General features: G+C 65.8%; 18 protein-coding genes. 8 read left to right on the forward strand and 10 right to left on the reverse strand.

All coding sequences use genetic code 11. The features are described 5' to 3' along the window. The 3 genes from dnaA (at position 1) to gyrB (ending at position 5,429) form a co-directional block, all read left to right on the forward strand. Complete coding sequence (dnaA, locus tag ACN20X_RS00005) at positions 1-1,407, forward strand: chromosomal replication initiator protein DnaA (RefSeq protein WP_016447259.1); 1,407 nt, start codon at positions 1-3, stop codon at positions 1,405-1,407. A 121-nt stretch (positions 1,408-1,528) separates the two neighbouring features. After that, positions 1,529-2,647: a DNA polymerase III subunit beta gene (gene dnaN / locus ACN20X_RS00010; RefSeq protein WP_016447260.1), complete on the forward strand. Its 1,119-nt coding sequence runs from the start codon at positions 1,529-1,531 to the stop codon at positions 2,645-2,647. Positions 2,648-2,849: 202 nt separating this feature from the next. Next, the gene (gene gyrB, locus ACN20X_RS00015) at positions 2,850-5,429 is read left to right on the forward strand and encodes a DNA topoisomerase (ATP-hydrolyzing) subunit B (protein ID WP_016447261.1); all 2,580 of its coding nucleotides are present in this window, start codon (positions 2,850-2,852) and stop codon (positions 5,427-5,429) included. An 81-nt stretch (positions 5,430-5,510) separates the two neighbouring features. Here the strand turns inward: gyrB and ACN20X_RS00020 are convergent, their stop codons facing one another. Together ACN20X_RS00020 and ACN20X_RS00025 are read right to left on the reverse strand one after the other, a co-directional pair. Beyond that, the gene (locus ACN20X_RS00020; RefSeq protein WP_473210150.1) at positions 5,511-6,656 is read right to left on the reverse strand and encodes a CaiB/BaiF CoA transferase family protein; all 1,146 of its coding nucleotides are present in this window, start codon (positions 6,654-6,656) and stop codon (positions 5,511-5,513) included. A 94-nt stretch (positions 6,657-6,750) separates the two neighbouring features. Beyond that, entirely contained in the window at positions 6,751-7,671 is a 921-nt protein-coding gene (locus ACN20X_RS00025) for a LysR family transcriptional regulator (protein ID WP_026062803.1), read from the reverse strand. Positions 7,672-7,797: 126 nt separating this feature from the next. Here ACN20X_RS00025 and ACN20X_RS00030 point away from each other — a divergent pair, with 126 nt between their 5' ends. The 3 genes from ACN20X_RS00030 to ACN20X_RS00040 all read left to right on the forward strand — a co-directional run bounded on the left by ACN20X_RS00030 (position 7,798) and on the right by ACN20X_RS00040 (position 9,772). Next, positions 7,798-8,769 carry a tripartite tricarboxylate transporter substrate binding protein gene (locus ACN20X_RS00030; protein WP_016447264.1) on the forward strand — a complete coding sequence of 324 codons (972 nt, stop codon included), beginning with the start codon at positions 7,798-7,800 and terminating at the stop codon, positions 8,767-8,769. Positions 8,770-8,780: 11 nt separating this feature from the next. After that, a complete protein-coding gene (locus ACN20X_RS00035; protein ID WP_016447265.1) occupies positions 8,781-9,245 on the forward strand; it encodes a MaoC family dehydratase in 465 nt (154 codons plus the stop codon). A 128-nt stretch (positions 9,246-9,373) separates the two neighbouring features. After that, entirely contained in the window at positions 9,374-9,772 is a 399-nt protein-coding gene (locus ACN20X_RS00040; protein ID WP_013799932.1) for a YkgJ family cysteine cluster protein, read from the forward strand. A gap of 7 nt (positions 9,773-9,779) precedes the next feature. Here the strand turns inward: ACN20X_RS00040 and ACN20X_RS00045 are convergent, their stop codons facing one another. The 5 genes from ACN20X_RS00045 to ACN20X_RS00065 all read right to left on the reverse strand — a co-directional run bounded on the left by ACN20X_RS00045 (position 9,780) and on the right by ACN20X_RS00065 (position 17,752). Next, the gene (locus ACN20X_RS00045) at positions 9,780-11,180 is read right to left on the reverse strand and encodes a sensor histidine kinase (RefSeq protein ID WP_473210151.1); all 1,401 of its coding nucleotides are present in this window, start codon (positions 11,178-11,180) and stop codon (positions 9,780-9,782) included. Between the two features lie 4 nt (positions 11,181-11,184). Next, complete coding sequence (locus ACN20X_RS00050) at positions 11,185-11,889, reverse strand: response regulator transcription factor (protein ID WP_017407046.1); 705 nt, start codon at positions 11,887-11,889, stop codon at positions 11,185-11,187. A 153-nt stretch (positions 11,890-12,042) separates the two neighbouring features. Next, the gene (locus ACN20X_RS00055) at positions 12,043-13,482 is read right to left on the reverse strand and encodes a TolC family protein (RefSeq protein WP_341723582.1); all 1,440 of its coding nucleotides are present in this window, start codon (positions 13,480-13,482) and stop codon (positions 12,043-12,045) included. Then, the gene (locus tag ACN20X_RS00060; RefSeq protein WP_016447267.1) at positions 13,469-16,582 is read right to left on the reverse strand and encodes an efflux RND transporter permease subunit; all 3,114 of its coding nucleotides are present in this window, start codon (positions 16,580-16,582) and stop codon (positions 13,469-13,471) included. Before ACN20X_RS00060 ends, ACN20X_RS00055 begins: the two co-directional genes overlap by 14 nt. Before the next feature lie 21 nt (positions 16,583-16,603). Further along, positions 16,604-17,752: an efflux RND transporter periplasmic adaptor subunit gene (locus ACN20X_RS00065; protein ID WP_016454185.1), complete on the reverse strand. Its 1,149-nt coding sequence runs from the start codon at positions 17,750-17,752 to the stop codon at positions 16,604-16,606. Positions 17,753-18,574: 822 nt separating this feature from the next. Here ACN20X_RS00065 and dinG point away from each other — a divergent pair. Further along, the gene (dinG, locus tag ACN20X_RS00070) at positions 18,575-20,749 is read left to right on the forward strand and encodes an ATP-dependent DNA helicase DinG (RefSeq protein ID WP_154832960.1); all 2,175 of its coding nucleotides are present in this window, start codon (positions 18,575-18,577) and stop codon (positions 20,747-20,749) included. A gap of 1,523 nt (positions 20,750-22,272) precedes the next feature. On the opposite strand, the gene ACN20X_RS00075 is transcribed toward dinG, so the two are convergent. Both ACN20X_RS00075 and ACN20X_RS00080 read right to left on the reverse strand, forming a co-directional pair. Beyond that, positions 22,273-22,905: an acyloxyacyl hydrolase gene (locus ACN20X_RS00075; RefSeq protein ID WP_473210152.1), complete on the reverse strand. Its 633-nt coding sequence runs from the start codon at positions 22,903-22,905 to the stop codon at positions 22,273-22,275. Positions 22,906-23,081: 176 nt separating this feature from the next. Then, positions 23,082-23,627, reverse strand: a complete 546-nt coding sequence (locus tag ACN20X_RS00080; protein ID WP_473210153.1) for a Spy/CpxP family protein refolding chaperone — start codon at positions 23,625-23,627, stop codon at positions 23,082-23,084. 309 nt (positions 23,628-23,936) lie between these two features. On the opposite strand from ACN20X_RS00080, the gene ACN20X_RS00085 reads away from it, so the two are divergent. After that, complete coding sequence (locus ACN20X_RS00085; protein ID WP_016447273.1) at positions 23,937-24,974, forward strand: recombination-associated protein RdgC; 1,038 nt, start codon at positions 23,937-23,939, stop codon at positions 24,972-24,974. A 64-nt stretch (positions 24,975-25,038) separates the two neighbouring features. Here the strand turns inward: ACN20X_RS00085 and ACN20X_RS00090 are convergent, their stop codons facing one another. Continuing rightward, the gene (locus ACN20X_RS00090; RefSeq protein ID WP_047217528.1) at positions 25,039-26,226 is read right to left on the reverse strand and encodes an acetyl-CoA C-acyltransferase family protein; all 1,188 of its coding nucleotides are present in this window, start codon (positions 26,224-26,226) and stop codon (positions 25,039-25,041) included. Positions 26,227-26,288 lie beyond the last annotated feature (62 nt).

Below are 26,288 nucleotides of genomic sequence, written 5' to 3' on the forward strand. Positions count from 1 at the left end.
ATGACAGAGGAACCTACGAACGATGCAGGCCAGGGCCTGTGGCAAGTCTGCGTTGAGCAACTGGGGCAGGAAATGCCTGAGCAGCAGTTCAACACCTGGATCAAGCCCCTGACCGCGCACGTCGCCGAAGACTTCTCCAAAGTCACCGTCTACGTGGCCAACCGCTTCAAGCTCGACTGGATCCGCGCCCAATATGCAGGCCGCATCTCGGCCATGCTGGAGTCGCTCTATGGCCAGCCGGTGACACTTGAGTTAGCGCTCGCTCAACGGGAAAGCGTTGTGCGTACTTATGTTCGCCCATCTTCCAGCGAGCGCTCGGCCCCACCGGAAACCATTGTCACCTCGGTGCCCACGGTCACTGGCGAAGACGCGGCAGCGCCGGTCTTCCGTACGCGCCTGAACGCCGCGCTGACCTTTGAAACCCTGGTGGAAGGCACGGCCAACCGCATGGCACGCTCGGCCGCCATGCATGTGGCGGGCTCGCCCGGCCACCTGTACAACCCGCTGTTCATCTACGGCGGCGTGGGCCTGGGCAAGACCCACCTGGTGCATGCCGTGGGCAACAAGCTGCTGGCCGACAAGCCCGACGCGAAAGTTCTCTACATCCACGCCGAGCAGTTCGTCTCGGATGTGGTCAAGGCCTACCAGCGCCGCACTTTTGACGAATTCAAGGAGCGCTACCACTCGCTGGATCTGCTGCTGATCGACGATGTGCAGTTCTTCGCCAACAAGGACCGCACGCAGGAGGAGTTCTTCAACGCCTTCGAGGCCCTGCTGGCCAAGAAGAGCCACATCGTGATGACCTCGGACACCTATCCCAAGGGTCTGGCCAACATCCACGAGCGGCTGGTCTCGCGCTTCGACTCCGGGCTGACGGTGGCCATCGAGCCGCCCGAGCTGGAGATGCGCGTGGCCATCCTGATCAACAAGGCCCGCGCCGAGAACGCCGAGATGCCCGAGGAAGTCGCCTTCTTCGTGGCCAAGAACGTGCGCTCCAACGTGCGCGAGCTCGAAGGCGCGCTGCGCAAGATCCTGGCCTATTCGCGCTTCAACCAGAAGGAAGTCTCCATCCAGCTGGCCCGCGAGGCCCTGCGTGATCTGCTGTCCATCCAGAACCGCCAGATCAGCGTGGAAAACATCCAGAAGACGGTGGCCGACTACTACAAGATCAAGGTGGCCGACATGTACAGCAAGAAGCGCCCGGCCAGCATTGCCCGGCCGCGCCAGATTGCCATGTACCTGGCCAAGGAATTGACCCAGAAGAGCCTGCCCGAGATCGGCGAGCTGTTCGGCGGACGCGACCACACCACCGTGCTGCACGCGGTGCGCAAGATCGCCGGCGAACGCCAGCAGCTGACCGAGCTGAACCAGCAGCTGCACGTGCTGGAGCAAACTCTCAAAGGTTGATGAAAACTCCCCCGTTCAGGCCCTGCGTACGCGGCAAAATGGGGGATTCGAGCGGCAAGAGGGGGCTCATGTGTGAGCCGCCGCTCCCACCGAGACCCGCATCCTTAAATCAGAGGTTGACATGATCGTCCTGAAAGCCACACAAGACAAAGTTCTCGCGGTCCTGCAATCGGTGTCCGGCATCGTCGAACGCCGCCACACGCTGCCCATCCTGGCCAACGTGCTGATCAAGAAGACCGGCAACGCATTGCAGCTGACCACCAGCGACCTGGAAATCCAGATCCGCACCACCGCCGAACTCGGCGGCGACACCGGCGACTTCACCACCACCGTGGGCGCGCGCAAGCTGATCGACATCCTCAAGACCATGCCCGGCGACCAGACCGTGAGCCTGGAGACCCAGCAGGCCAAGATGGTGCTCAAGGGCGGCAAGAGCCGCTTCACGCTGCAGACCCTGCCGGCCGAGGATTTCCCGCTGGTGCAGGAGGCTGCGGCCTTCGGCCCGTCGTTCAGCGTGCCTCAGAAGGTGCTCAAGGACCTGCTGGGCCAGGTCTCCTTCGCCATGGCCGTGCAGGACATCCGCTACTACCTCAACGGCATCCTGTTCGTGGCCGAGGGCAAGCAGCTGTCCCTGGTGGCCACCGACGGCCACCGCCTGGCCTTTGCAAGCAGCCAGCTGGACGTGGAAGTGCCCAAGCAGGAAGTGATCCTGCCGCGCAAGACCGTGCTGGAGCTGCAGCGCCTGCTGTCGGATGCCGGCGGCGAGAACCAGCCCCACATCGAGATGCAGTTCGCCAACAACCAGGCCAAGTTCACCTTTGGCGGCATGGAGTTCGTGACCAAGCTGGTCGAGGGCAAGTTCCCCGACTACAACCGCGTCATCCCGCGCAACCACACCAACAGCGTGACCCTGGGCCGCGCCCCGCTGCTGGCCAGCCTGCAGCGCACGGCCATCATGACCAGCGACAAGTTCAAGGGCGTGCGCCTGACGGTGGAACCCGGCACCTTGCGCGTGGCCTCCAACAACGCCGAGCAGGAAGAGGCCATGGACGAGCTGGACATCGACTACGGTGGCGACACCATCGAGATCGGCTTCAACGTCACCTACCTGATCGACGCCCTGTCCAACATGGGCCAGGACATGATCAGGATCGACCTGCAGGACGGCAACAGCTCGGCGCTGCTGACCATCCCCGAGAACGACAGCTTCAAGTACGTCGTGATGCCGATGCGCATCTGAGCGCGCGCCACACCTACCCGATGCCTGACACATTGCGCAGCCCCTGCACCCGCCGCCCGGTGGCACAAGCCGGTGCAAGGCGCGCAACCACCCTATCCGACTCGTAGCCCGCAGCGCGCGTCCCTACGCACCGCGCCAGCGGCCGAATCGAACATTTTCAAGCGAAGCGACAGCTTCCGACGGAACTACCCCAGGGCCTTCCATGACCGACGAGAACAAGCCAGAAAACCAGACCATTGCCCCCGAAGGCTCAGACTCCAGCGGCTATGGCGAAGGCGCGATCCAGATCCTCGAAGGCCTGGAGGCCGTGCGCAAGCGCCCCGGCATGTACATCGGCGACACCTCCGATGGCACGGGCCTGCACCACCTGGTCTTCGAAGTGGTGGACAACTCCATCGACGAAGCCCTGGCCGGCTACTGCGACGACATTCTGGTCACCATCCATGCCGATGGCTCCCTGTCCGTCATCGACAACGGCCGCGGCATCCCCACGCGCGTGAAGATGGACGACAAGCACGAGCCCAAGCGCTCGGCGGCCGAAATCGCCCTCACCGAACTGCACGCGGGCGGCAAGTTCAACCAGAACAGCTACAAGGTCTCGGGCGGCCTGCACGGCGTGGGCGTGTCCTGCGTGAACGCACTGTCCATCTGGCTCAAGCTCAGCGTGCGCCGCGACGGCGAAGTCTACGAGATCGACTTCTCGCGCGGCCAGGTGCAGAACCGCCCCATCGAGATCGTGGACGGCGTCGAGGTCTCGCCCATGCGCGTGGTCGGCAAGAGCGACAAGCGCGGCACCAAGGTCCACTTCCTGCCCGACACGGAAATCTTCACGCAGAACCATGAGTTCCGCTACGAGATCCTGGCCAAGCGCCTGCGCGAACTGTCCTTCCTGAACAACGGCGTGCGCATCCGCCTCAAGGACGAGCGCGACGGCCGCGAGGACGACTTCTCCGGCGCCGGCGGCGTCATGGGCTTCGTGCAGTTCATCAACGCCAACAAGAAGGTGCTGCACCCCACCGCCTTCCACGCCAACGGCACGCGTCCTGCGGAAAGCTACGGCGGCATCCCCGGCACCGAGATCGGCGTCGAAGTCGCCATGCAGTGGAACGACAGCTACGCCGAGCAGGTGCTGTGCTTCACCAACAACATCCCGCAGCGCGACGGCGGCACCCACCTGACGGGCCTGCGCGCCGCCATGACGCGCGTGATCGGCAAGTACATCGAGCAGAACGAACTGGCCAAGAAGGCCAAGGTCGAGGTCAGCGGCGACGACATGCGCGAAGGCCTGTGCTGCGTGCTGTCCGTGAAGGTGCCCGAGCCCAAGTTCAGCAGCCAGACCAAGGACAAGCTGGTCTCCAGCGAAGTGCGCGCGCCCGTGGAGGACATCGTCGCCAAGGCGCTGACCGACTACCTGGAGGAAAAGCCCAACGACGCCAAGATCCTGTGCAGCAAGATCGTCGATGCCGCGCGTGCCCGCGAGGCCGCGCGCAAGGCCCGCGAGATGACGCGCCGCAAGGGCGTGCTCGACGGCATGGGCCTGCCCGGCAAGCTGGCCGACTGCCAGGAAAAGGACCCGGCGCTGTGCGAGATCTACATCGTCGAGGGTGACTCCGCCGGCGGCTCCGCCAAGCAAGGTCGCGACCGCAAGTTCCAGGCCATCCTGCCGCTGCGCGGCAAGATCCTGAACGTGGAAAAGGCCCGCTACGAGAAGCTGCTGTCCAGCAACGAAATCGTCACCCTGATCACGGCCCTGGGCACCGGCATCGGCAAGGCCACGGCCGAATCGGGCAAGAGCGGCAGCGACGACTTCGACCCCAACAAGCTGCGCTACCACCGCATCATCATCATGACCGACGCGGACGTGGACGGCGCCCACATCCGCACCCTGCTGCTGACCTTCTTCTACCGCCAGATGCCGGACCTGGTCGAGCGCGGCCACATCTACATCGCCCAGCCGCCGCTGTACAAGGTCAAGAACGGCAAGGAAGAGCTGTACATCAAGGACGGCCCCGCGCTCAACCAGTACCTGCTGCGCATCGCGCTGATGAACGCCAGCGTCAGCACCGGCGGCGCCAACCCGCGCACGCTGGACGGCGAGGAACTGGCCAAGCTGGCCAACATGCACCTGGCTGCCGAGACCGTCATCGACCGCCTGTCCAACTTCATGGATGCCGAGGCCCTGCGCGCCATCGCCGACGGCGTGCAGATCACGCTGGACAGCATCGAGGCGGCACAGGCCTGCGCCCCCATCCTGGAGGCCAAGCTGCGCGAGTTGACCACCACGGGCGTGCCCGCCGAGGTAACGGCCGAAATCGATCCGGTCTCCGAAAAGCCCGTGCTGCGCATCAGCCGCCACCACCACGGCAACATCAAGAGCTCCATCCTCACCCAGGAGTTCGTGCGCAGCCACGACTACGCCGCGCTGGCCGACGAAGCCCAGAACTTCAACGGCCTGCTGGGCGAAGGCGCCAAGGTCACGCGCGGCGAAGGCGAGAAGGCCAAGAGCGACAAGGCCACCGACTTTCGCCAGGCCATGCAATGGCTGCTGCACGAGGCCGAACGCACCACGGCCCGCCAGCGCTACAAGGGCCTGGGCGAAATGAACCCCGAGCAGCTGTGGGAGACCACCATGGACCCCACCGTGCGCAGCCTGCTGCAGGTGCAGATCGGCGACGCCATCGAGGCCGACCGCGTGTTCACCATGCTCATGGGCGACGAGGTGGAGCCGCGCCGGGACTTCATCGAGACGAATGCGCTGCGGGCGGGCAATATCGACGTCTGATCCAGCCGAACGGCACACTGCAAAAAGCGCTCTGCAAGGAGCGCTTTTTTCATGGCCGGACCTTGGCCCCCCTGCCCATGTTTACCGCCCGCCAAACTCCTCCCACAGCGCCTGCGTATGCTCGCCCAGCGCGGGCACGGCGCCCATGGCGGCTTCGGCATCCGACAGCGTGGCCGGGGGCAGCAGGGCCTGGATGCTGCCGGCGGGCGTGGCCACCTCGCGCCAGCGTTCGCGCGCCTGCAATTGCGGATGGTTCCAGACCGCGTGCATGTCGTTGAGCGGCGCGTTGGCGATGCCGCCTGCATCCAGGCGCTGCATGGCCTGTTCGCGGCTCAGGTGGGCCAGCACGGAGGCGATCACCGCGTCGAGTTCCTTGCGGTGCGCCACGCGCTGCAGGTTGGTGGCAAAGCGCGCGTCCTGCGCCAGCGCGGGCTGCTGCAGCACATGGGCGCAGAAGCTGTGCCATTCGCGGTCGTTCTGCAGGCCGAAGATCAGGCTCTGGCCATCACCGGCCGTGTACTGGCCATAGGGCGCGATGGACGGATGGGTCAGCCCGCTGCGCACGGGCGCCGCGCCGCCGTAGTGGGCGAAGTTCAGCGGGTAGGACATCCATTCGGCCAGCGCCTCCAGCATGGACACCTCCACGCGCAGGCCCCGGCCCGTGCGTGCGCGCTGCAGCAGGGCGGACAAAATGCCCGAGTAGGCATACATGCCGGCCGCGATGTCGGCGATGGAAATGCCCACGCGCGCGGGCTGGTCGGGCGTGCCCGTGACCGAGATCAGGCCGGCTGCCGCCTGGATCAGCAGGTCGTAGGCCTTTTTGTCGCTGAGCGGGCCGCCTTCGCCATAGCCCGATATATCGCAGACGATGAGACGCGGATATTTCTCATGCAGGCTGTCGAAATCCATGCCCATTCTCTGCATGGCACCCGGGGCCAGGTTCTGGATCAGGATATCGGCGTTTTCCAGTATTTTCCCGACGATATTCTGCCCTTCGGCGGTCTTGATATCTGCAGCCAGGCTTTGCTTTCCCCGATTGGCCCAGACAAAAAAGGATGATTCACCATGGACCTTGTCGTCATAGCCCCGCGCAAAATCCCCATCGGGCAATCGCTCCAGCTTGATGACCCTGGCGCCCAGGTCCGCCAGTTGCCGGCTGGCAAAAGGCCCTGCCACGGCGTGTTCCATGGCCAATACCGTCAAACCATCCAATGGGCGTGTCTGCATTTTCTTGAACGAGGCGAATATTCGATTCGCCGCATTCTAGAAGTGCGACCATCACCCAGCCAGTCGGCATTTTCTAAGCGGAATTTCAAATCTTCTAAGGCAGGGATTCCTGCACGGCGCCTTCCTCGGGCAAAGGCTGGGCCGCCACATAGGCCACGAAATCGCGGGCATAGGCGGGCAGGGTTTCGGGTTCGCGCGTGACAACCTTCTGCTCGCGCTGCGCCCAGGCCTCGTCCAGGCCCACGGCAGCCAGCCTGCGCGCCTGCAGCGCCGGCCGGGCAATGGAGCGCGGCACCAGCGCAATGCCCACGCCTTCCTGTACGCACTGCAGCACGGCCTCGAATGTTGGTGCGTGCACACGTACCCTGGGATTCATGCCCAGCCTGGATGCCATGCCTTGGAGGTAGAGGAAGTTGCTGGTCTTGCGGCCGATCGAGACCAGGTCGTAGGTCAGCGCGGTTTCCAGCGGCACCCTGCTGCTGGCGGCCAAGGGGTGGCCAGCGGGCACCACGAACACCAGTTCATCGTGGCCATAGGTGATGGCGTGCAGGCCATGCAGATCGATCTGGCCGGCCACCAGGCCCACGTCGGCACTGCCGTCGAGCACGGCGCGCACCGTGTCTTCGCTCAGGCGCTCCTCCAGGTCCACATTGACGTTCGGATAATGGGCCAGATAGCGGCTGAGCACGGGCGCGATTCCCGTCAGCGTGCTGCTGTTGGCAAATACGCGGATATGGCCTGATATTCCGTTGATGTGTCTTTGCATTTCTCCGTGCAGGCGGTCCACGCTGCCGAAAATGGAATCGGCGTATTTCTTGACCGTCATTCCCGCCGGGGTCAGCACCATGCCTTTGGACGTTCTTTCAAACAGCGATGCGCCCATGGCCTGCTCCAGATTCTTGAGCCGGTAGCTGGCCGATGGCGCCGTCAAATGCATTTCAGCCGCGCCTGCGCTGAGGCTTTTGGCCTGGGCAATCGCAAGGAAAACCCTGAGATCCGTCAATTCATATCGCATCCGTTGCATGCCCGCCGGGAGCATTTCCTTGGTGTTAGACGGTTTCTAACCGCCCTATCAATGATTCGACTGGCTGCATTGGCAGCGCATTTCTATAGTCGGCGCCAGGAGACAACGGAGAAAATTATGGACTTCAAGACGGCAAGACGCCAAACCCTGATCACCGCCTTGCTGCTGGCCGCCGGCGCGGCCGCAGCGCAGGACTATCCTGCGCGCCCCATCAAGCTGGTGATTCCCTATGCGGCAGGCGGCCCCACCGACACCTTCGGCCGCGCCATGGCCGATGTCTGGAGCCAGAAGCTGGGCACGCCCGTGGTGATCGAGAACCGCACGGGCGCCGGCACCCTGGTGGGCACGGAGGCGGTTGCCAAGGCTGCCCCTGACGGCTACACCCTGCTGCTGACCACGGTGGCGCATGCCGTCAATCCCTACATCCACGACAAGCTGGGCTACCGCACGGAGGAAGACTTCGCGCCCGTGGGACTGCTCGCCAGGGCGCCGCTGGTGCTGGTGGTGGACAAGCGGCTGCCCGTGCAAAGCCTGCCGGATTTCCTGGCCTATCTGCGGGCGCGGCCCGGCCAGGTCAGCTATGCATCGGCGGGCGTGGGCAGCGCTCCGCATCTGGGTGCGGAGCTGCTGAACCTGATGGCGGGAACCCGGGCCCAGCATGTGCCCTACCGGGGCAGTGCGCCGGCCATACAGGACCTCATCGGCGGGCACCTGGCCTTCATGCTGGACAGCGCTCCCACGGGCCTGGCCCAGGTCAAGGCGGGCACGGTGCGCCTGCTGGCCACCACCATGGCCCAGCGCCTGCCGCAGACGCCCGACACGCCTGCCATTGCCGAGCAGGTGCCCGGCTACGAGGCCTATACCTGGAACGCCGTGTTCGCCCCCGCAGGCACGCCGCCAGCGCTGATTGCCCGCCTGCAGTCCAGCCTGCAGGCCACGGTGGACGATGCCGGGCTGCAGAAAAAGGCCTACGACATGGGCCTGGTGCTGGAAAAGCAGCCGCGCCCCCAGGCGCTGGCCGCCTTCCTCAAGCAGGAGCTGGACAAATGGGGCAAGGTCGCCCGGGCCGCCCACATGAGCGCGAACTGAGGAGAGTCGCCATGCCACGCCACCCATCCCTGTGCGCCCAGCGCTACTTTGAAGACTTCGCGCTGGGCGAGGTCTTCGCCCTGCCATCGCGCACCATGACCGATGCCCTGTTCGCCGCCTTCCAGCTGGCCAGCGGCGACAACCATCCAGTGCACTACGACGTGGAGTACTGCCGTGCGCGCGGCATGCCCCATATGCTGGCCCACGGCTACCAGGTGGCCATACAGACGGCGGCGGGCGCCGGCCTGTTCCCGCACATGGTCGAGGAATCGCTCAAGGGCTTTCTGGAGCAGGGCAGCCGCTTCCTGGCCCCCGTCCATGTGGGCGACACGCTGTACTGCACGCTGACGGTGTCCGAGCTCAAGCCCGGCAACACCACGGGCGTGCTGACCCTGGCCACCGAGGTGCTGAACCAGCGCGACGAGCGGGTGTCGGACGGGTTTCAGAAATACCTGTTGAGGAAGCGGCCGGCCTGAAGGCCAGGGGATGGAGCAGGGGCAGCGTCCCCCAAAGACCCGCCCCCTCGCTTGGCTACGCCGGCGCGGCAACCGCCGCCGGGCTTTCTGGCGAAAAATAGCGGCCCTGCACACGCCCATCGCCCACCATGAGATCCCCCATCAGCATCGTCGACGTCGACCGCCTCGACTCCTGGAGCAAATACAAGCCCGGCATGTGCGACAGCTGTGCGGCCAACTGCTGCACCATGCCGCTGGAGGTGCAGCTGCCCGATCTGGTGCGGCTGGAGCTGGTGGATCCGTTCGAGGTGGACAACGTGGAGCCCAAGCTCATCGCCAAGCGGTTGATGAAGATGCGGCTGATCGACCACTACAACCCCAAGCACAACATCTTCACCATGGCGCGGCGCGCCAGCGGGGACTGCAATTTTCTGGATGCCAAGTCGCGGCGCTGCACGGTCTACGACAAGCGGCCCGAAACCTGTCGCCTGCACCCCAAGAAGGGCCCCAAGCCCGGCTTTTGCGCCTACGGTCACAAGGACCGCTGAAACGGCTTCAGGCCGTGGGCAACCCGGGCAGCCAGATCCTTGCCTGCAGGCCCGGATGCATGTTCTCGAAGCCCAGCTTGCCGCCATGCAGCTGCACGATGGCCAGCACGCTGGCCAGGCCCAGGCCGTAGCCTTCGCGGTCCGATTCGGCGCGGTAAAAGCGGGTGCTCATCTTCTCGCGCGTCTGCGCGTCCACGCCGGGGCCGCGGTCCTGCACGATGATTTCCACGCCCCAGGCGCCGCCGTCCATGCCGTGCTCGTGGGCCACGCCCGCGCGCAGCAGCATGTCGGCGCCGTGGTCGCTGTCGGGCAGTGATCCGTACTTGATGGCGTTGTCCACAAGGTTGGCCACGGCGCTGGCCAGCAGGTCGCCGTCGCCCAGCGCCATGGGCGTGCCATCGACCTCCAGGCGCAGCACGCCGCCCGCGTCCTCGACCAGCGGTTCGTAGAACTCCACCACGTCGACCAGCAGGGCACGCAGGTCCACGGGCGCGAAGTTCTTGCGGCTGGCGCCGCTTTCCACTTCGGCAATCTGCAGCAGCTTGTCGAAGACCACGCCCAGTTCGGCCACTTCCTGGGCCACCAGCGCCAGCGTCTCGTTCTTTTCCTCGGGCGTGGCCTGCTGGGCATTGCGCAGGCGCAGCAGGATGCGCGTCAGCGGCGTGCGCAGGTTGTGGGCGATGGTGTTGGAGACATGGCGTATGCCGTCCATCAGCAGTTCCAGCCGGTCCAGCATGGTGTTGATGTCGCGGTTGAGCAGCGTGAACTCATCGTCGCGGCGCGTGACCGGAATGCGCTGGCGCAGGTCACCCGTGGCCACGCGCGCCATGGTGCTGCGGATGTCGGCGGCACGCTCTTCCACCACGCGCCGGAAGGCCCCGGCGCCCAGTACGGCCATGCCCAGGGCCACCAGGCCGGCCAGCAGGCTGGCGCGGCCGAACAGCTCCTCCACATCGCTTTGCACCTGCATGTCGCTGCCCACGGCCAGCAGCTTGCCGTCGGACAGCTGGGCCACGGCCACGCGGCCCGCGATGATGCGGCCGTTGCGCCGCACCTTGAGATCGCGCACGCCCATCTCCGTCAGGCGGCGTGCGGGCACCACGTCGGCGTTGCCGATGATGGGATTGCCGTCGCCATCCATGAGGATGAGGATTTCGGTATCGGTGTTGACGCCGTCCAGCAGGGTCTGCTGGATCTCGGCCTCCAGCGCGGGCTCGCCGTACTTGTCGCGGTGCTCGACCAGGCGGCGCATGTGGTTCTCGGCCTGCCGGTCCATGCGCATGCGCAGCACGCCCACGGTCTGCACGTAGAACACCGACAGCACGATGGACATGGTCAGCACCAGCAGCACGCCGTAGGTCAGCGCCAGCCGGAAGGCCGTGGAGCTCCAGGGCTTGGCCAGCGACATGGGATCAGGCCACCTGCGGCAGGTCCTGCGGCCGGTCCGACAGGCTGTAGCCCACGCCACGCACGGTGTGGATCAGCGCGGGCTCGAAGCCCTTGTCCACCTTGCCGCGCAGGCGGCTGATGTGCACGTCGATGACATTGGTCTGCGGGTCGAACCGGTAGTCCCACACCGACTCCAGCAGCATGGTGCGCGTGACGATCTGGTGCGCGTGCTGCATCAGAAAGGCCAGCAGGCGGAACTCGCGCGGCTGCAGCGCCAGCGGCTGGCCCGCGCGCTCGGCGCTGCGCGTGAGCAGATTCAGCCGCAGGTCGGCCAGGCGCATCTCGCGCGCGGGGGCCGGGATCTGGGCGCGGCGCACCAGGGCCTCCAGGCGCGCCGAGAGTTCGGAGAAGGCAAAGGGCTTGGTCAGGTAGTCGTCGCAGCCGGCCTTGAGGCCGCGCACGCGCTCGTCCGTGGCCGACAGGGCGCTGAGCACCAGCACCGGCGTCTGCTTGCCCATGGAGCGCAGCGTCTGCAGGATCTGCAGGCCGTCGAAGCCGTTGGGCAGCATGCGGTCGAGGATGATCACATCCCAGCTCTCGCCCACGGCCATGGCGATGCCCTGCACACCATCGCTGCACACCGCCACCTGCGCGCCCTGCTGGCGCAGGCCTTCGGCGATGTAGCGCGCGTTCAGCGCGTCGTCTTCGATGATGAGATAGCGGTACATGCGGGCGGCAGGGCCTGACTCGAAACTGAGGCAGACACTATACGGCGCGCCAGACTCCGCCGAGATCGGTGGGGATGCCGGCATGTTGACCACCTCTTTCCAGCTAGGGGCAGGGCCGCGCGGCATCCCAGAGCACCGCGCCGCATGAAACCGTCAGGGCGCAGCCCACATCGGCAGATCGCCGCTGGCCACGCGCACCTGCCACTCGGCCAGCATCATTTCCTTGACCAGGTCCAGGTGCTCCAGGCGGTGCTCGTTGATCGATCCCAGCGAATCGATCAGCTCCAGGATGGAGCCCTGGCCCAGCTTGTAGGCGTCCTGGGCCATCTGGTTGAGCGGCGCGATCTGCGCCAGGCCCTGCTTTTCGTAGGCGCGCACGGCATCGCGGCGCAGCTTCAGCTGCCTGATGGCGCGCTGCAGCTCGGTACGCGCCTCGATCAGCGCGGCGTCGTAGCGCAGCTGGGCCTGCTCGGCCTCCACCTGGGCACGCGCGATGGGGCCTTCGCGGCGATCGAACAGCGGCAGCTCCACCGACACGCCGATCTGGTTGTAGTTGCCGTCCAACCGGTTGCGCACCCGCGCCACGCTGATGCTGGGCGTGGGCAGGGCTTCGCGGCGTTCCAGCTCGACCTTGTGGCGCAGCTGGTCCAGCTCGGCCTGGGCGGCCACCAGGGCCGGCAGGCGCAGGCGCGCGGCCTCCCAAAGTTCCTGCTCGTGCAACAGCTGGGCCACGGGAACGGCCTGCAGGCTGCCCGTGGCGCGCGGTGCCCACTGGGGCAGGGCGGCCAGGGCGGCGGCGTGCGAGGCGGCATCCTGCCAGTCCGACTGGGCCTGGCTGACCTGCATGGCCATCTGGGCCTGCTGCAGGCTCAGGCGCGCGCCGTCATAGCGGCTGCGCGCACCGGCCTCGATCTGTCCGCGCACGATATTGCCCGCGCTGTTCAGGGCCTCCTGCGCCTCTTGCCAGACCTTCAGGCGCTGCTGCGTCATCAGCAGATCAATGAAGGCCGTGGCTGCATCGTTGAGCGTGGTGGCCACGGCCACCTCGACATTGGCGCGCGCCGCCGTCTCGCCCTTGCGCGCGTTCTCCATGCGCAGGCGCCGCTGGCCGAAAATGGGCAGCGGCTGCTCTATGCCCCACTGCTTCTCGCCCGGCTTGCTGCTGTACGACGCCGAAGGATTGGGAAACGCCGCCGCTGTGCGGCTGTCCGCCTGCGCAATCCCGATCTGCAGCCGCTGCGCCGCCAGCTGGGGCTGGTTGCGCACCACCATCTGCAGATACTCCTGCATCCCCACCGGCTGCTGCGGCGCCGCCGCCGGAGCCACCTCGGAGGCAGGCGCCGCAGTGATGGCCGGCACAGCCGCCCCGCCCGGTACAGCGGGTACAGCCTGCTGCGCAAACGCAGAACCCGCCCCGCAGCACAGCGCCACAGCCACAAACAGGGCCCGATAACGGGCGCTGCCTGCAAAACCGGCGCGACCAAAAGCCAGGGACGCCGAGCAAGAGCCGCCTCGCGGCGAGGGCGTCGTCCCCCCCGCGAAGCGAGAGGGGGAAGCGGCGCAGCCGCTCAGGGGGTGCTTACTCTTTTTCATCGAGTTCTTCCTGCGTCAACATGTTCTTGGGGCCCAGCAGCGCATAGAGCACGGGCAGCAGCACCAGGGCCACCAGGGGCAGCACCACCATGCCGCCCACGATCACGGAGGCGAAGGGCTTTTGCGTCTCGCTGCCCACGCCCGTGGACAGCGCCATGGGCAGCAGGCCCAGCAGCGCCAGCAGCGCCACGAGCACGATGGAGCGCATGCGCTCGGCAGCGCCCTCGACCAGGGCCTGCATCATGGGCATGCCCTGCCGTCGCAGCTCCTCCACGGCCGAGATCACCAGCAGCCCGGCCAGCGCCACCTGCCCCAGCAAGGCAATGAAGCCGATGGCCGCGCTGATGGACAGCTCGATGCCCGCCAAGTGCAGGGCCGCGATGCCGCCCACCATGGTGAAGGGCGCGCACAGCAAGATGATGCCGGCGCTGCGCGCCTGGCCCAGCGCGCCGAACAGCAGGGCGTAGACGATGATCAGCGACAGCGGCACCACGATCTTCAGGCGCGCGGCCGCGCGCTGCTGGTTCTCCCACTCGCCGCCCCAGACGGCCTGGTAGCCCTCGGGGATCTTCACGTTCTTCTTGAACGTGGCCAGCGTGTCCTTGACCACGGAGCCGATGTCGCGGCCTTCCACGTTGAACTTGAGCGCCATGTAGCGCGCATTGCCTTCGCGGAAGATGGAGGAGTTGCCGATCTTGATGGCCACCTGGCCCACCGAGTGCAGCGGCACCGAGCCGCCCGCAGCGCCATTGGGCAGGGGGATGGCGATGTTGCGGATGCGTTCCTCGTCCATGCGGTCCACGTAGGGCAGGCGCACGCGCACGGGCACGGGGTACTCGCCTTCCCACAGCGTGGTGGAGATGTTGCCGGCCAGCGCCGCCTCCAGCGTCTTTTGCGCGGTCTCCATGGCAATGCCCTGGCGCGCCAGCGCCTGGCGGTCGAACTCCACGTGCACCTGGGGCGCAGGCGCGTCGCGGTACAGGCCCAGGTCGACCACGCCGTCGATGTCCTTCACCAGGTCCACGGTCTGCTGCAGGATGGAGCGCAGCTGCGGAATGTCGGGGCCGAAGACCTTGAGCACCACCTGGCCGCGCGCGCCGGACGTCGATTCCTCCACGCTGTCGCGGATGGGCTGGGCGAAGTTGAACGACACGCCCGGAATCTCGCTGAGCGTGGCGCGCATCTGCTCGATGAGCTGGGGCTTGGTCAGGCCCTTGCGCCATTCGCCGTGGCCCTTCAGGCGCACCAGCACCTTGGCCAGGTTCAGCGTCTCGTTGTCGGTGCCGGACTCGGGACGGCCCTGCTCGGTGGTGACGGTGATGACCTCGGGGAAGGTCTTCAGGCGCAGGCGCACGTCGCGCAGCACTTCCTGGCCCTTTTCCAGCGAGATCGATGCCGGCATCTGCACCAGCACGTAGGCGTCGCCTTCATCGAGCTCGGGCAGGAATTCCGTGCCCAGCCAGGCGGCCGACAGGCCGGCCGCCACCAGGATGGCCAGCGAGGCGACCACCACCATGACACGGCGCCGCCCGGCGCCCAGCAGGCTGCCGATCCAGTGCTGGTAGCCGTGGTGCGCGCGGTCGAAGATCTTGGGCTCTTCCACCATCACGTGCTGGGGCTTGAGGAACAGCGCGCACAGCGCCGGCACCAGGCCCATGGCGAAGACCAGGGCACCCAGCAGCGCGAAGCTGTAGGTCATGGCCAGCGGACGGAAGATGCGGCCCTCGATGCTTTCCAGCGAGAACACGGGGATCAGCGCCGCGATCACGATGGCCATGGCGAACAGCGTGGGCTTGGCCACGGCCACGGCCGAGTCGATGATGATGTGGCGCATGTCCGCCTGCGTCTGCGGCTTGCGCAGGCGGGCGTTGCGGATGATGTTCTCGGCCAGCACCACGGCGCCGTCCACCATGATGCCGAAGTCGATGGCACCCATGGAGATCAGGTTGGCCGGCATGCCCAGCAGGTGCAGGCCGATGAAGGCCACCAGCAGCGACAGCGGGATCACCGTGGCCACGATCAGCGAGCCGCGCAGGCTGCGCAGGAACAGCCACAGCACGCCCACGATCAGCGTGGCGCCGAACAGCAGGTTGTGCTGCACCGTGCCCAGCGTGTGGCCGACCAGGTCGGAGCGGTCGTAGTTGGTCTCCATGTGCATGCCCTCGGGCAGGCCGCCGTCATTGAGCGCGGCCACCTTGGCATGGATCTGGTCCAGCACCACCGAGGGGTTCTCGCCGCGCTTGAGCAGCACGATGCCCTGGACCACGTCGTCGGCATCGTCCATGCCCACCGAGCCCTGGCGCGGCGTGTGCGACTGCACCACGCGCGCCACGTCGCCAATGGTCACGGGCGCGCTGCCGCGCATGGCCACGACCACGCCCTGGATCTCCTGCGGCGTGCGCAGCAGGCCGATGCCGCGGATGATCAGCGACTGCTCGCCGCGGCGCATCAGGCCGCCGCCCACGTTGCGGTTGGACTTGGACAGCGCATCGCTCACGTCTTCCAGCGACAGGCCCAGCGCATACAGCTTCTCGGGATCGACCTCGACGTGGTACTCCTTGACGAAGCCGCCGATGCTGACCACGTCGGCCACGCCCTGCACCTGCTTGAGCACGCGCACCACGCGCCATTCCTGCTCGGTGCGCAGCTGCGCCAGCGTGTGGCGGTCGCTCTTCAGGCGGTAGTAGAAGATCTTGCCCAGCGGCGTGTAGTCGGGCGCCATCTCGGGCGTGACGCCGTCGGGCAGATTGGCCTGGGGCAGGCGCTGCGACACCTCGGCGCGCGCATGGAAGCTGTCGGCCTCGTCATTGAAGACGAGGTTGATCATGGCCAGGCCGAAGTAGCTCTCCGAGCGCAGCGACACCAGGCCCGGCGTGCCGTTGAGCTCGCGCTCCAGCGGCTGGGTGATCTGGCGCTCCACCTCCTCGGGGGCCAGGCCCGGCGCCTGGGCAATCACGCCCACCTGCACATTGGTCACATCGGGATAGGCCTCGATGGCCGTGTGCAGGTACGAATACACGCCATAGATGGCGATGATCAGGGTGGCGCACAGGGCGACGAGCCGCCGGTGCACCACAAACGCTATCAGGGAACGCAGCATTGATGGGACTCCTTGCCGCGATCAGAGCAGCTGGCTGGCTGCGCCGTCGAGCAGCAGACCACCGCGCACGACGATCTTCTCACCCGACTTCAGGCCCGACACCACGGGCACCATGCCGCGCGAGGGCCGGCCCAGCACCACGGTGCGGGCCTCGAACTGCAGCTCGCCGGTCTGCACGAAGACGATGCTGCGGCTTTCATCCTTGATGAGCACGGCCGTCACGGGGATCAGCATCTCGTGCTCGTTGGAGACCTGCAGGCCCACGCGCGCCTGCATGCCGGAACGCAGCACGGGGTTTTGCGCATCGAGCTGCACGATGACGGAGGCGCGGCGCGATTCCTTGTCCAGCGTGGCGCCCAGGTGGCGCACCGTGCCGGTCAGGGGCTTGGGCAGCTGCGGCACATCGACCTGCACGGCACTGCCCAGGCGGATGCCGGGCAGATCGCTTTCGAAGACATCGGCCACCACGTTCATGGCGGCGGGATCGCCGATCAGGAACAGCTCGCCGCTGGGCTCGACCGAGGCGCCGACCACGGCCTTGCGCTCGGCCACCACGCCGGCGCGCGGCGCACGCAGCACCAGCCGGTCGCCGCCGCCTTGCCCCAGCAGCGCCGACGTGCCCTGGGCACGCGCGAGCTCCTGGGCCGACTCGCGCAGCTTTGCCTGGGCCGCGCGCAGATCCACCTCCACGCCCACGCCCTTGTCCACCATGGTCTGCTGGCGCCGCACTTCCACGGTGGCCACGTCATGCGCGCTGCGGGCAGCTTCCACTTCGTAGCGCACGCGCAGCGCCTCGGGGCTGACCAGGGTGGCCAGCTCGTCGCCGGCCTTGACGATGTCGCCCACGTGGGCACGCACGGACACCACGCGCGCGGCCAGCGGCACCGAGACGGTGGCCACGCGGTCCTCGGCAAAGGTCACGCGCGCCGGCGCCCAGGCCATCTGCGTGCCCTGCGGATCGGCCACCGCGGCGATGTCCAGCATCTTCAGCGACTCGGGCTTGACCCGCACCACGCCGGCGGGCGCGGGCGCCTGCGCGGCAGGCTCGTTCTGTGCCGATGCCTTGGATGCATCGCAGCCCGCCACAAGGCAGGCCACGGCGATGACGGCGCATGCCGAGGCCGCCGGAAACCGGGCTGCCGTGGGCAGGCCCGCAAGTGTCTTGATCATTCTTGCCCCTTCAATCCATGCCTGGAGCGCAGGGACTGCAGCGAGCCGACCCTTGTCTCCTGAGATGAAACAGATGCTAGAAAACGCATCTTCCGGCGTGCGTGAAGCCTTCATTACCGTTTGGTAAGGCACTCGCATGCCCTGGGCTCGCCCCCGGGACCTGTCCCCGGTGGGGATGGTCTGTGCCTTTGGCGGACTTTTGCGAGATCCGGCGCGGTCCGCGGCGCACAGCCTGCGCGGTCCCGCACCTGCCGCCTGGCGTGGGACCCAGGCCAGGCCAGGCCGCAGCGGCGGCAGACCTGTGGATATCCCGGGGAAAAATGCACCCTGCAAAGCCAGAGATCTGCACAGGCCCTGTTTTCCACAGTGGTGACAACTTCCACTACCTTCTGCAAATTGCAGCAAACCTGAATCCTCGAAAAATTCGTTGCAAATCAACGATGAATTGCGACAATCACTCCATCAATCCACAGGCATGCCAACAGCATGCACACAAGATTGACCACAGGCCGCACACCCTGGCAGCTGTGGGCAAGACTGTGGATGCAGCCACGCGCACAGCCATCAACGGCCATGGGAACAATCCAGGAACAGCCGGTGGACAGATGTCCATCCCGGCCACCGATACCCACCTGTACGCACATGCGATTGGCGGGTGCAGTGATCCATATGACGTGCAGCTTGTAGGCTGTACGGCATACGAAAAAACGCGCTTTGTGCGCTGTATTCCATAAGATTTCGCATCTTATTTAATACATATCACTGTACGAATCCTTATAAACAGACGGACCAAAGTGATCCATCTGGTCGAAATACGCCGAAATGCATGAAAAAAAATGGGCTGACCAAGCCCTGAAATCCTTCGATGACGTGGTCGGAGCCATCCCGGGGTTCCGAAATCGTGAGGGGCAGCGAAAAATGGCGGCCCAGGTCGCGCAGACCTTGAGCCAGGCCCAGCTGGGAAAAATCGATGAGGGCGCGCCGGAGCCCACCCGGTCCATTGCCGTGGTGCAGGCCGGAACGGGGGTGGGCAAATCGCTGGCGTACAGCATTCCCGCCATTTCGATGGCGCTGGCGCGCGGCACCCGGGTGCTGATTTCCACGGCCACCGTGGCGCTGCAGGAACAGCTGGTGAACAAGGATCTGCCCGCGCTGGCCCAGCAGCTGGAGCAGCCTTTCAAGTTCGCGCTGGCCAAGGGCCGGGGCCGCTTTGTCTGCAAACTGAAGCTGGAGCGGCTGGCCAGCACTGGCGAGGCCCAGGACGAGGATCTGGACGATCTGTTCGCCGAGGAAAAGGCCCAGGCCCAAAGCCGCGTGGCACGCCCGGCCCTGGAGCTGGAGGCGCGCATGCAGTTCTACAAAAGCATGGCCAACGCGCTGGCCAGCCAGGCCTGGGACGGCGACCGCGACTCTCTGGAAACCCCGCCCGAGGCCGAGGCCTGGAGCCCCGTGGCGGCCGAATCCTCGTCCTGCACGGGCAAGCACTGCCCGGCCTTCAGCAACTGCGTCTACTACGAGCGCCGCAAGGACCTGGTGGCCGCCCAGGTCATCGTGGCCAACCACGATCTGCTGCTGTCCTCCCTGGGCGCGCGGCTGCTGCCCGAGCTGGACAACTGCCTTCTGGTGCTGGACGAAGCCCACCATCTGCCCGCCACGGCGCTGGGCCAGTTCGCCGGCGAGATGGACCTGAGCCGCCTGGGCTGGATAGACAAGCTGACCAGCCGCGCCCTGCGCGTGAATACCCTGGTCGAAGTGGAGGAACTGGCCGACCTGCCCAGCCATGCAAGCCAGCTGCGCCAGCAGCTGCAGGAACTGGCGCGCCTGGTGATGGAGCTGTACGGCGATACGCTCAAGTCACAAAAGGACAGCTGGGGGCCGGCCCGGGTGCGCGTGCCGCGCGGCATGCTGCCCGAGCCCCTGCTGGAGCCGCTGGGCAGGGCGGCCCACCATGCCAACAGCTTTCTGGACGCGCTGCGCGCCATCTCCAAGGCGCTGCGTGCCGCCATCAAGGACAATCCAGAGGAAGCACGCAGGCTGTCTACAGCTTATGCACAGGTTGGCGCACTGGCACCCCGCCTGGAATCCGTCTATGACACGGCCCAGTTGCTGATGCAGCAGCCGGCGCAGGATGACGACAGTAGCCGCGTACCCAATGCCAAATGGTTCACGTTGGAGACAGATGGCGAGTACATCGTGGTCAAGGCCCATGCCAGCCCCATCCTGCCCGGCGCCACGCTGCGCCATCACCTGTGGTCCCAGGTGCGCGGCGCGGTGCTCACGTCGGCCACCTTGACCAGCTGTGGACAATTCGACTTCTTCCTGCGCGAGGCCGGCCTGCACGACGATGCGGCCGTGACCACGCTGGAAGTGCCCAGCCCCTTCGACTACGCGCGACAGGGCACGCTGGTGGCGCGCGAAACCGTGGCCGATCCGAAGGAAGCCGCCCGCTTCACCCAGGAGATGGTGGACGCGCTGCTGGGCGACCTGTCCCGTGTGCAGGCCGGCGCCCTGGTGCTGTTCACCTCGCGCGAGCAGATGCGCCTGGCGGTGGATGCGCTGTCCACGGCCATGCGCTCGCAGGTGCTGGTGCAGACGGCCATGCCCCGCGCACTGCTGCTGGCACGCCACCGCGATGCCGTGGAGATGGGCGAGCCCTCCATCATCTTCGGCATGCAGTCCTTCGGGGAGGGACTGGACCTGCCCGGCGCACTGTGCGAGTCCCTGTTCATCACCAAGCTGCCCTTTGCCCCGCCCGACGACCCCGTGGGCGAGGCCCGCGCCGAATGGCTGCGCAGCAGCGGCCGCAACCCCTTCAACGAACTCGTGGTGCCGGCCACGGCGATACGGCTGGCCCAGTGGGTGGGCCGCGCCATCCGCACCGAGGAAGACCAGGCCCATGTCTACTGCTATGACCGGCGCCTGGTGAACACCAGCTATGGCCAGCAGCTGCTCAAGGGCCTGCCGCCCTTTGCCCTGCAGCGCCGCCCGGCACGCTGAGACGAAAGCTGTGGAAAGAACGGGGAAACCAGCCCCTCTCCGTTTCCTCCACCTTCCCCCATCCACACAAGCCCTTGATTTCAGGCAATTTTCCTGAAAACCATCCTCCCGATTGCCCACAGGCCATTTGCACACAGCCTGTGGGCAACTTCACTCCACGGGATCCGTTCATACATGCGGCGCCCGGCAACAGGTTCAAAGGACCTGCACGACCTCGCAGGCCACACCTGCCGACCACCCCCGGAGATCACGGCCCACAGGCCATCAGGCGGCCCCAGGAAGCGCTTTGGCGCCCCTGCAGGGGTCCTGGCATCTGCCTGGTGTTTGCGCTGTCTGCGGGCCGTTGGAGAGACGGCCTGATTCCCATCCTTTCTCCCTGCAGTGCTGCAGCCATCACTTTTCGTGATTGCCCTTGCCAGTGCTGGATCAGCTGCTCCTGATTCGGATGCACAGGCCGCTGGCAGGGCCCAGATCAAGGATTGAATTTTTTTGAATGAACAACGGTGGTCTCTGGCGTGTCCGCATGCGCCCGTGCGAGAGACGCCGTTTCCTCGAAGTTTTCCCTGGTTGTTCACAGCCAGGCGTGAAAAAGGCCGTCGTTCACCTGCATGCCAACCGGGTGACGGGTGAAGTCTTGTCTTCATGAGCAAGGCCATCGCCCAGGAGCCTTGCGGATTTTTTGCAGACAGGCGCGCCAATTTCGCTGGAGCGCAGTCCTTCTTTGCACATGCCTGGCTCCAGCCAAGCTCACGCGTCTGTTTTTTTGGCAAACCTGGCTGCCTTGGCTTCCCGGCGTGACTTCGCCTTTGGTTGTTCTTTGATCTTCTTATAAAGAATAGTCGTAGTAGTAGAGGCATGATATCTCTGTGGATAACTGCCATTACCTTAAAAAAAACAAGGATCTAGCGTACTGAAAAACATGTGGTCAACGCCCTGTTCCCGGTGCCTTGCCAACGGGGATAGATTGCATGTCACGGATTTTTCTGTGGATAACTTGAAAGTTGATCATCTTCTATCCACAGTTTTGCATGACAGGCTTTTTTTTTGATGTTTTCTCGTAAGTTATTGATTTAAAAGAAATTTAAGCGTTTATCAGTCAGAAGGCAGACCTGTGATGCATTGATGAACACAGGGTCTGACCATGCTGTGATCTGTTGACAAGCAGCTTTTCCTGGGTAAGGGGGCTGCTTTTTTTATCCAGATCGGCGTTCGTGCTGTGAAAAACCGAGCTCGGCTGTTATTCCTATTTCTTCTATTTTTTAATTAGTAGTAGTAGTAAGTGAAGCGCTTAATTGTTGATAACTGATTTTTCACATGGAAAATCAATAAGTTATGAGTATGCAAACCCTGTGGTGGATGCTGCCTTGCAGCTGCACCCGTTTTGGGAACAACTTTCCGCGATGCATCCATCCTGTGAATAAGCATGGATTTACAAGGTTTTTATACCCAGGTTTTTCCACAGGCCTGCAGCGGGCAAAAAAAAGACCACCTCGCGGGTGGTCGGGGCTGGGCTGCAGCGATGGTCAGAAATGGTGGGCGTAGCGCAGCTGCAGGAAGTTTTCGCCGGGGTTGGGCTTCTTGATGCCAGCGTTGGAATGGTGCTCCAGCCTCAGCACCAGTTCATGCTGGCCTTGGTTGCCAAACAGGTAGCCCACGCCGATATGGGTGGCGAAGTTGTAGCGGGTCGGGAATTCCTTCTCGTCCGTGACGTAGCGCCGGTTCAGTGCCCAGCTCAGACCCACGCCGGTTTCTGCAAACCAGGGCGACTGTCCGTTGCTGCCACGCCAGCGCAGCGTGGGATTGATGCCCACCACCCAGGTGCTGCGGTGGCTGCCTTCCAGGGGGGCGGACCATCGCGCGCCCCAGATATCCCAGTAGCCGCTGAGCTGGCCGCCCCACAGCGCATGGCGCCAGTTGCGCCAGGGCACGGTAACGCCCAGGGTCCAGCTGTCGGCGCTGCGCTCGGCCGCGCCATATTGCAGGTACAGGGAAGGGGTGGATTCCGGCGTCAAGGATTGCGCCTGGGTCGCCATCGGCAGGACAGCGCCTGCGCAGGCCAGCATCACGGTCGCTGCCAGGCGTGCTGGCGGATGGATGCGTGCCTTGGCGAGGCTCTGGTAGCTGGATGGCGTCGTTTGAATGATTTTGAGGGCCATGATCTTCTCCGGGGGCGGCACACGTTGCTGTGCCTGTAACACTCTAGGGAGGCTGGTGAAGACCGGGGCGTCAGCAAAAAAGCCCTTGCACTGTCGGTCGCCCGACAAGGCGTCCGTGCAAGGGCTGGCTCAAGCAATCCGGCTGCCCGCCGGTGGCAGGCAGGCCAGGCTGGCGCTTACTGGGCAGGTGCCGGGGAAGGGCGGGCCTGGCCGCTCTTGTGGTCATGGCGCGGGCCGTGGCCCATGCCGTGGTGGCCAGGGTGTCCCTTGTGCAGCGTGGCGGCATCGAAGGTCTTTTGCTGGTTGGCGTCCAGCTGGGCGTAGAAGGCCTTGGTGGCTTCGCCGCGGCGATCGGCATCGGCCGCGCGCTGGGCGCGCATTTCACGCATCTTGTCGATGCGCTGGGGCGTGGTCAGCTTGGCGAAGTCCTCGCGCTCCATGCGCTGGGGACGCTCGCCGGGCTTGAAGGTGGCCGCATAGGTGTTCCATGCGGTCTCCTGGGCCGGCGTGAGCTTGAGGTCGGCCTTGAGCTTGGCGATGCGCTGCTGCATGTGTTCGCGGCGCTCGCCAGGCTTGTGCATGGGACGTTCGGGCTTGGGCGTGGTGGCTGCAGCCGGTGCTGCCGGCGCGGCGGTCTGGGCGTACGAGGGCAGGGCGAACGATGCCAGCAAGGCGGTGGCAGCTGCGGCGCTGGCGAGGGTGCGGCGGAAGGTGGTGGTCATTCCAAAATCCTTTCTGGAGAGGGTGACTGAAGGCCGCCGTCAAGGCACTTGGCGGGCCCTGTGCAGCGGATGGTTGAAGTGTGGTCGTCCGATGTATCGGGGCCGTGTGGTTTTGCGCAGGGCTTGTAAAGAATTGACAAGCTTGTGCAGCGCTGTCCGGTGCCAGGCATGCACAATGGCCGGGCGGGGCGCCAAGGCATGGCGCCCCTGCTGTTTTTTCAGTTTTCTCCCTCTGGATGGAGGCGGCGCAGCCCGGTGTTGCACACCCTCTTGCGGCACGGCCGCAGTCCGTCCGAGCAAAGGTTCGCTATGTTCAAAAACATGATCGTCTATCGCATTGCCGAGAGCTGGCAGGGCGATTTGCAGCAGCTTGAAGAAGCCCTGGGCAAGAGCCCGTTTGCCGAGTGCGGCGCCACGCAGGAGCGCAGCGCCGGCTGGGTGCCGCCGCGCGGTGAGCCCCATGGCCCGCTGGCCGAGTCCGTGGCCAATCAGTGGGTGATGCGCTTCATGACCGAGGCCAAGATGCTGCCGGCCAGCGTGCTCAACCGCCGCGTCAACGAGAAGGCCGCCCACATCGAGGCCACCGAAGGCCGCAAGCCCGGCAAGAAGGAAAAGAAGGAACTCAAGGACGAGGCCAAGCTGGACCTGCTGCCCATGGCCTTCACCAAGCAGGGCTCCATGTGGGTGTGGCTGGACCCGCAGGCCCGCACCCTGGTGCTGGACACCGGCAGCCAGGCGCGCGCCGACGAGGTGGTCAGCTCGCTGGTGGAGGGCCTCACAGGCTTTGCGCTGGCCCTGGTCGATACGCAGACCAGCGCACAGGCCGCCATGGCGCACTGGCTGACCACGCAGGAAAGCCCGGCCGGCTTTTCGATTGACCGTGAATGCGAGCTCAAGGCCGCCGACGAATCCAAGGCCGTGGTGCGCTATGCGCGCCATCCGCTGGACATCGACGAGGTGCGCCAGCACATCGAGCACGGCAAGCTGCCCACACGCCTGGCGCTGACCTGGGACGACCGCGTGAGCTTTGTGCTGACCGAGGGTCTGCAGATCCGCAAGATCGCGCTGCTCGATGCCGTGATGGAAGGCCAGTCGCAGGACGACGGCGGCTTCGATGCCGACGTGGCGATTGCCACGGGCGAGCTGTCCAGGCTCATCCCCGATCTGATCGAGGCGTTGGGCGGGGAAGGGCGCACGGGCCTGGGCCAGGATCTTCCCGCATCGCTGCAGACGCCTGCTGCCCACGCTCCCGCGACGGCACCGCGCGCAGCGGCATCGGGCCGTGGTGCGCTGACGGGGCCGGCCACGGCACCCGTGGACACGGCGCCTGAAGAAGCGCCGTTCTGAGCCAGCAGCAAGGCACCCGGGCCGGCAATGTTTCATGTGAAACATCGCCGCGCCCCCAGGGCGCTCAGACCCTTTCGAAGATGGCTGCGATGCCTTGGCCGCCGCCTATGCACATGGTCACCAGCGCATAGCGGCCGCCCGTGCGCTGCAGTTCGGCGATGGCCTTGGTGGTGATGATGGCGCCCGTGGCGCCGACCGGGTGGCCCAGCGAGATGCCCGAGCCGTTGGGATTGACCTTGGCCGGGTCCAGCGCCAGTTGCTGGATCACGGCGCAGGCCTGGGCCGCAAAGGCCTCGTTGGCCTCGATGACGTCCATGTCTGCAATCTTCAGGCCCGTGCGCTGCAGCACCTTCTGCGTGGCCGGCACGGGGCCTATGCCCATGTAGGCGGGGTCCACGCCGGCATGGGCGTAGCCGACCAGGCGCGCCAGCGGCTTCAGTCCCAGGGCAGCCACGCGATCGCCTGCGGCCAGCGCCACGGCGGCGGCGCCGTCGTTGATGCCCGAGGCATTGCCGGCCGTCACGGTGCCGCCTTCCTTGCGGAAGGCCGGCTTCATGGCGCTGAGCACTTCGATGGTGGTGGCCGCGCGCACATGCTCGTCGGTGTCGAAGACCACGACGCCCTTGCGCGTGGCGATTTCCACGGGAACGATCTGCTCCTTGAAGTGGCCGGCCGCGATGGCAGCGGCCGCGCGCTGGTGGCTGGCCGCTGCCAGTTCATCCTGCATTTCGCGGCTGATGTGATAGCGCTCGGCCACGTTCTCGGCCGTGATGCCCATGTGCATCTTCTGCCAGGGGTCGTGCAGGATGCCCAGCATGTAGTCGATGCTCTTGGCGTCGCCCATGCGCGCGCCCCAGCGGGCGGCCTGGTCGAAGTAGGGGCCGCGGCTCATGGACTCGCTGCCGCCGCCGATGGCCACGTCGCAGTCGCCCAGCGCAATGGCCTGCGCGGCAGAGACGATGGCCTGCAGGCCGGAGCCGCACAGCCGGTTGACGTTGAAGGCCGGCGTCTCGATGGGGCAGCCCGCATCGATGGCGGCCACGCGCGAGAGGTAGGCGTCCTTGGTATCGGTGGGGATCACATTGCCCATGACCACGTGGCCGACGGCGTCCGGCGCCAGGCCCGCGCGCTCGATGGCCGCCTTGACGGCCGTGGTGGCCAGCTGGGTGTTGGGTACGTCCTTGAGGCTGCCGCCGAAGGTGCCGATGGCGGTGCGCGCAGTGCCGACGACGAAGACGTCGCGTGGGGTCATGGTGAAGCTCCTCGAAGCGATGAACACGGGGTGGCTTGCATTGTGCCGGGCGGGCGCAGTCT

The organism is Delftia sp. PX-1, assembly GCF_055797465.1.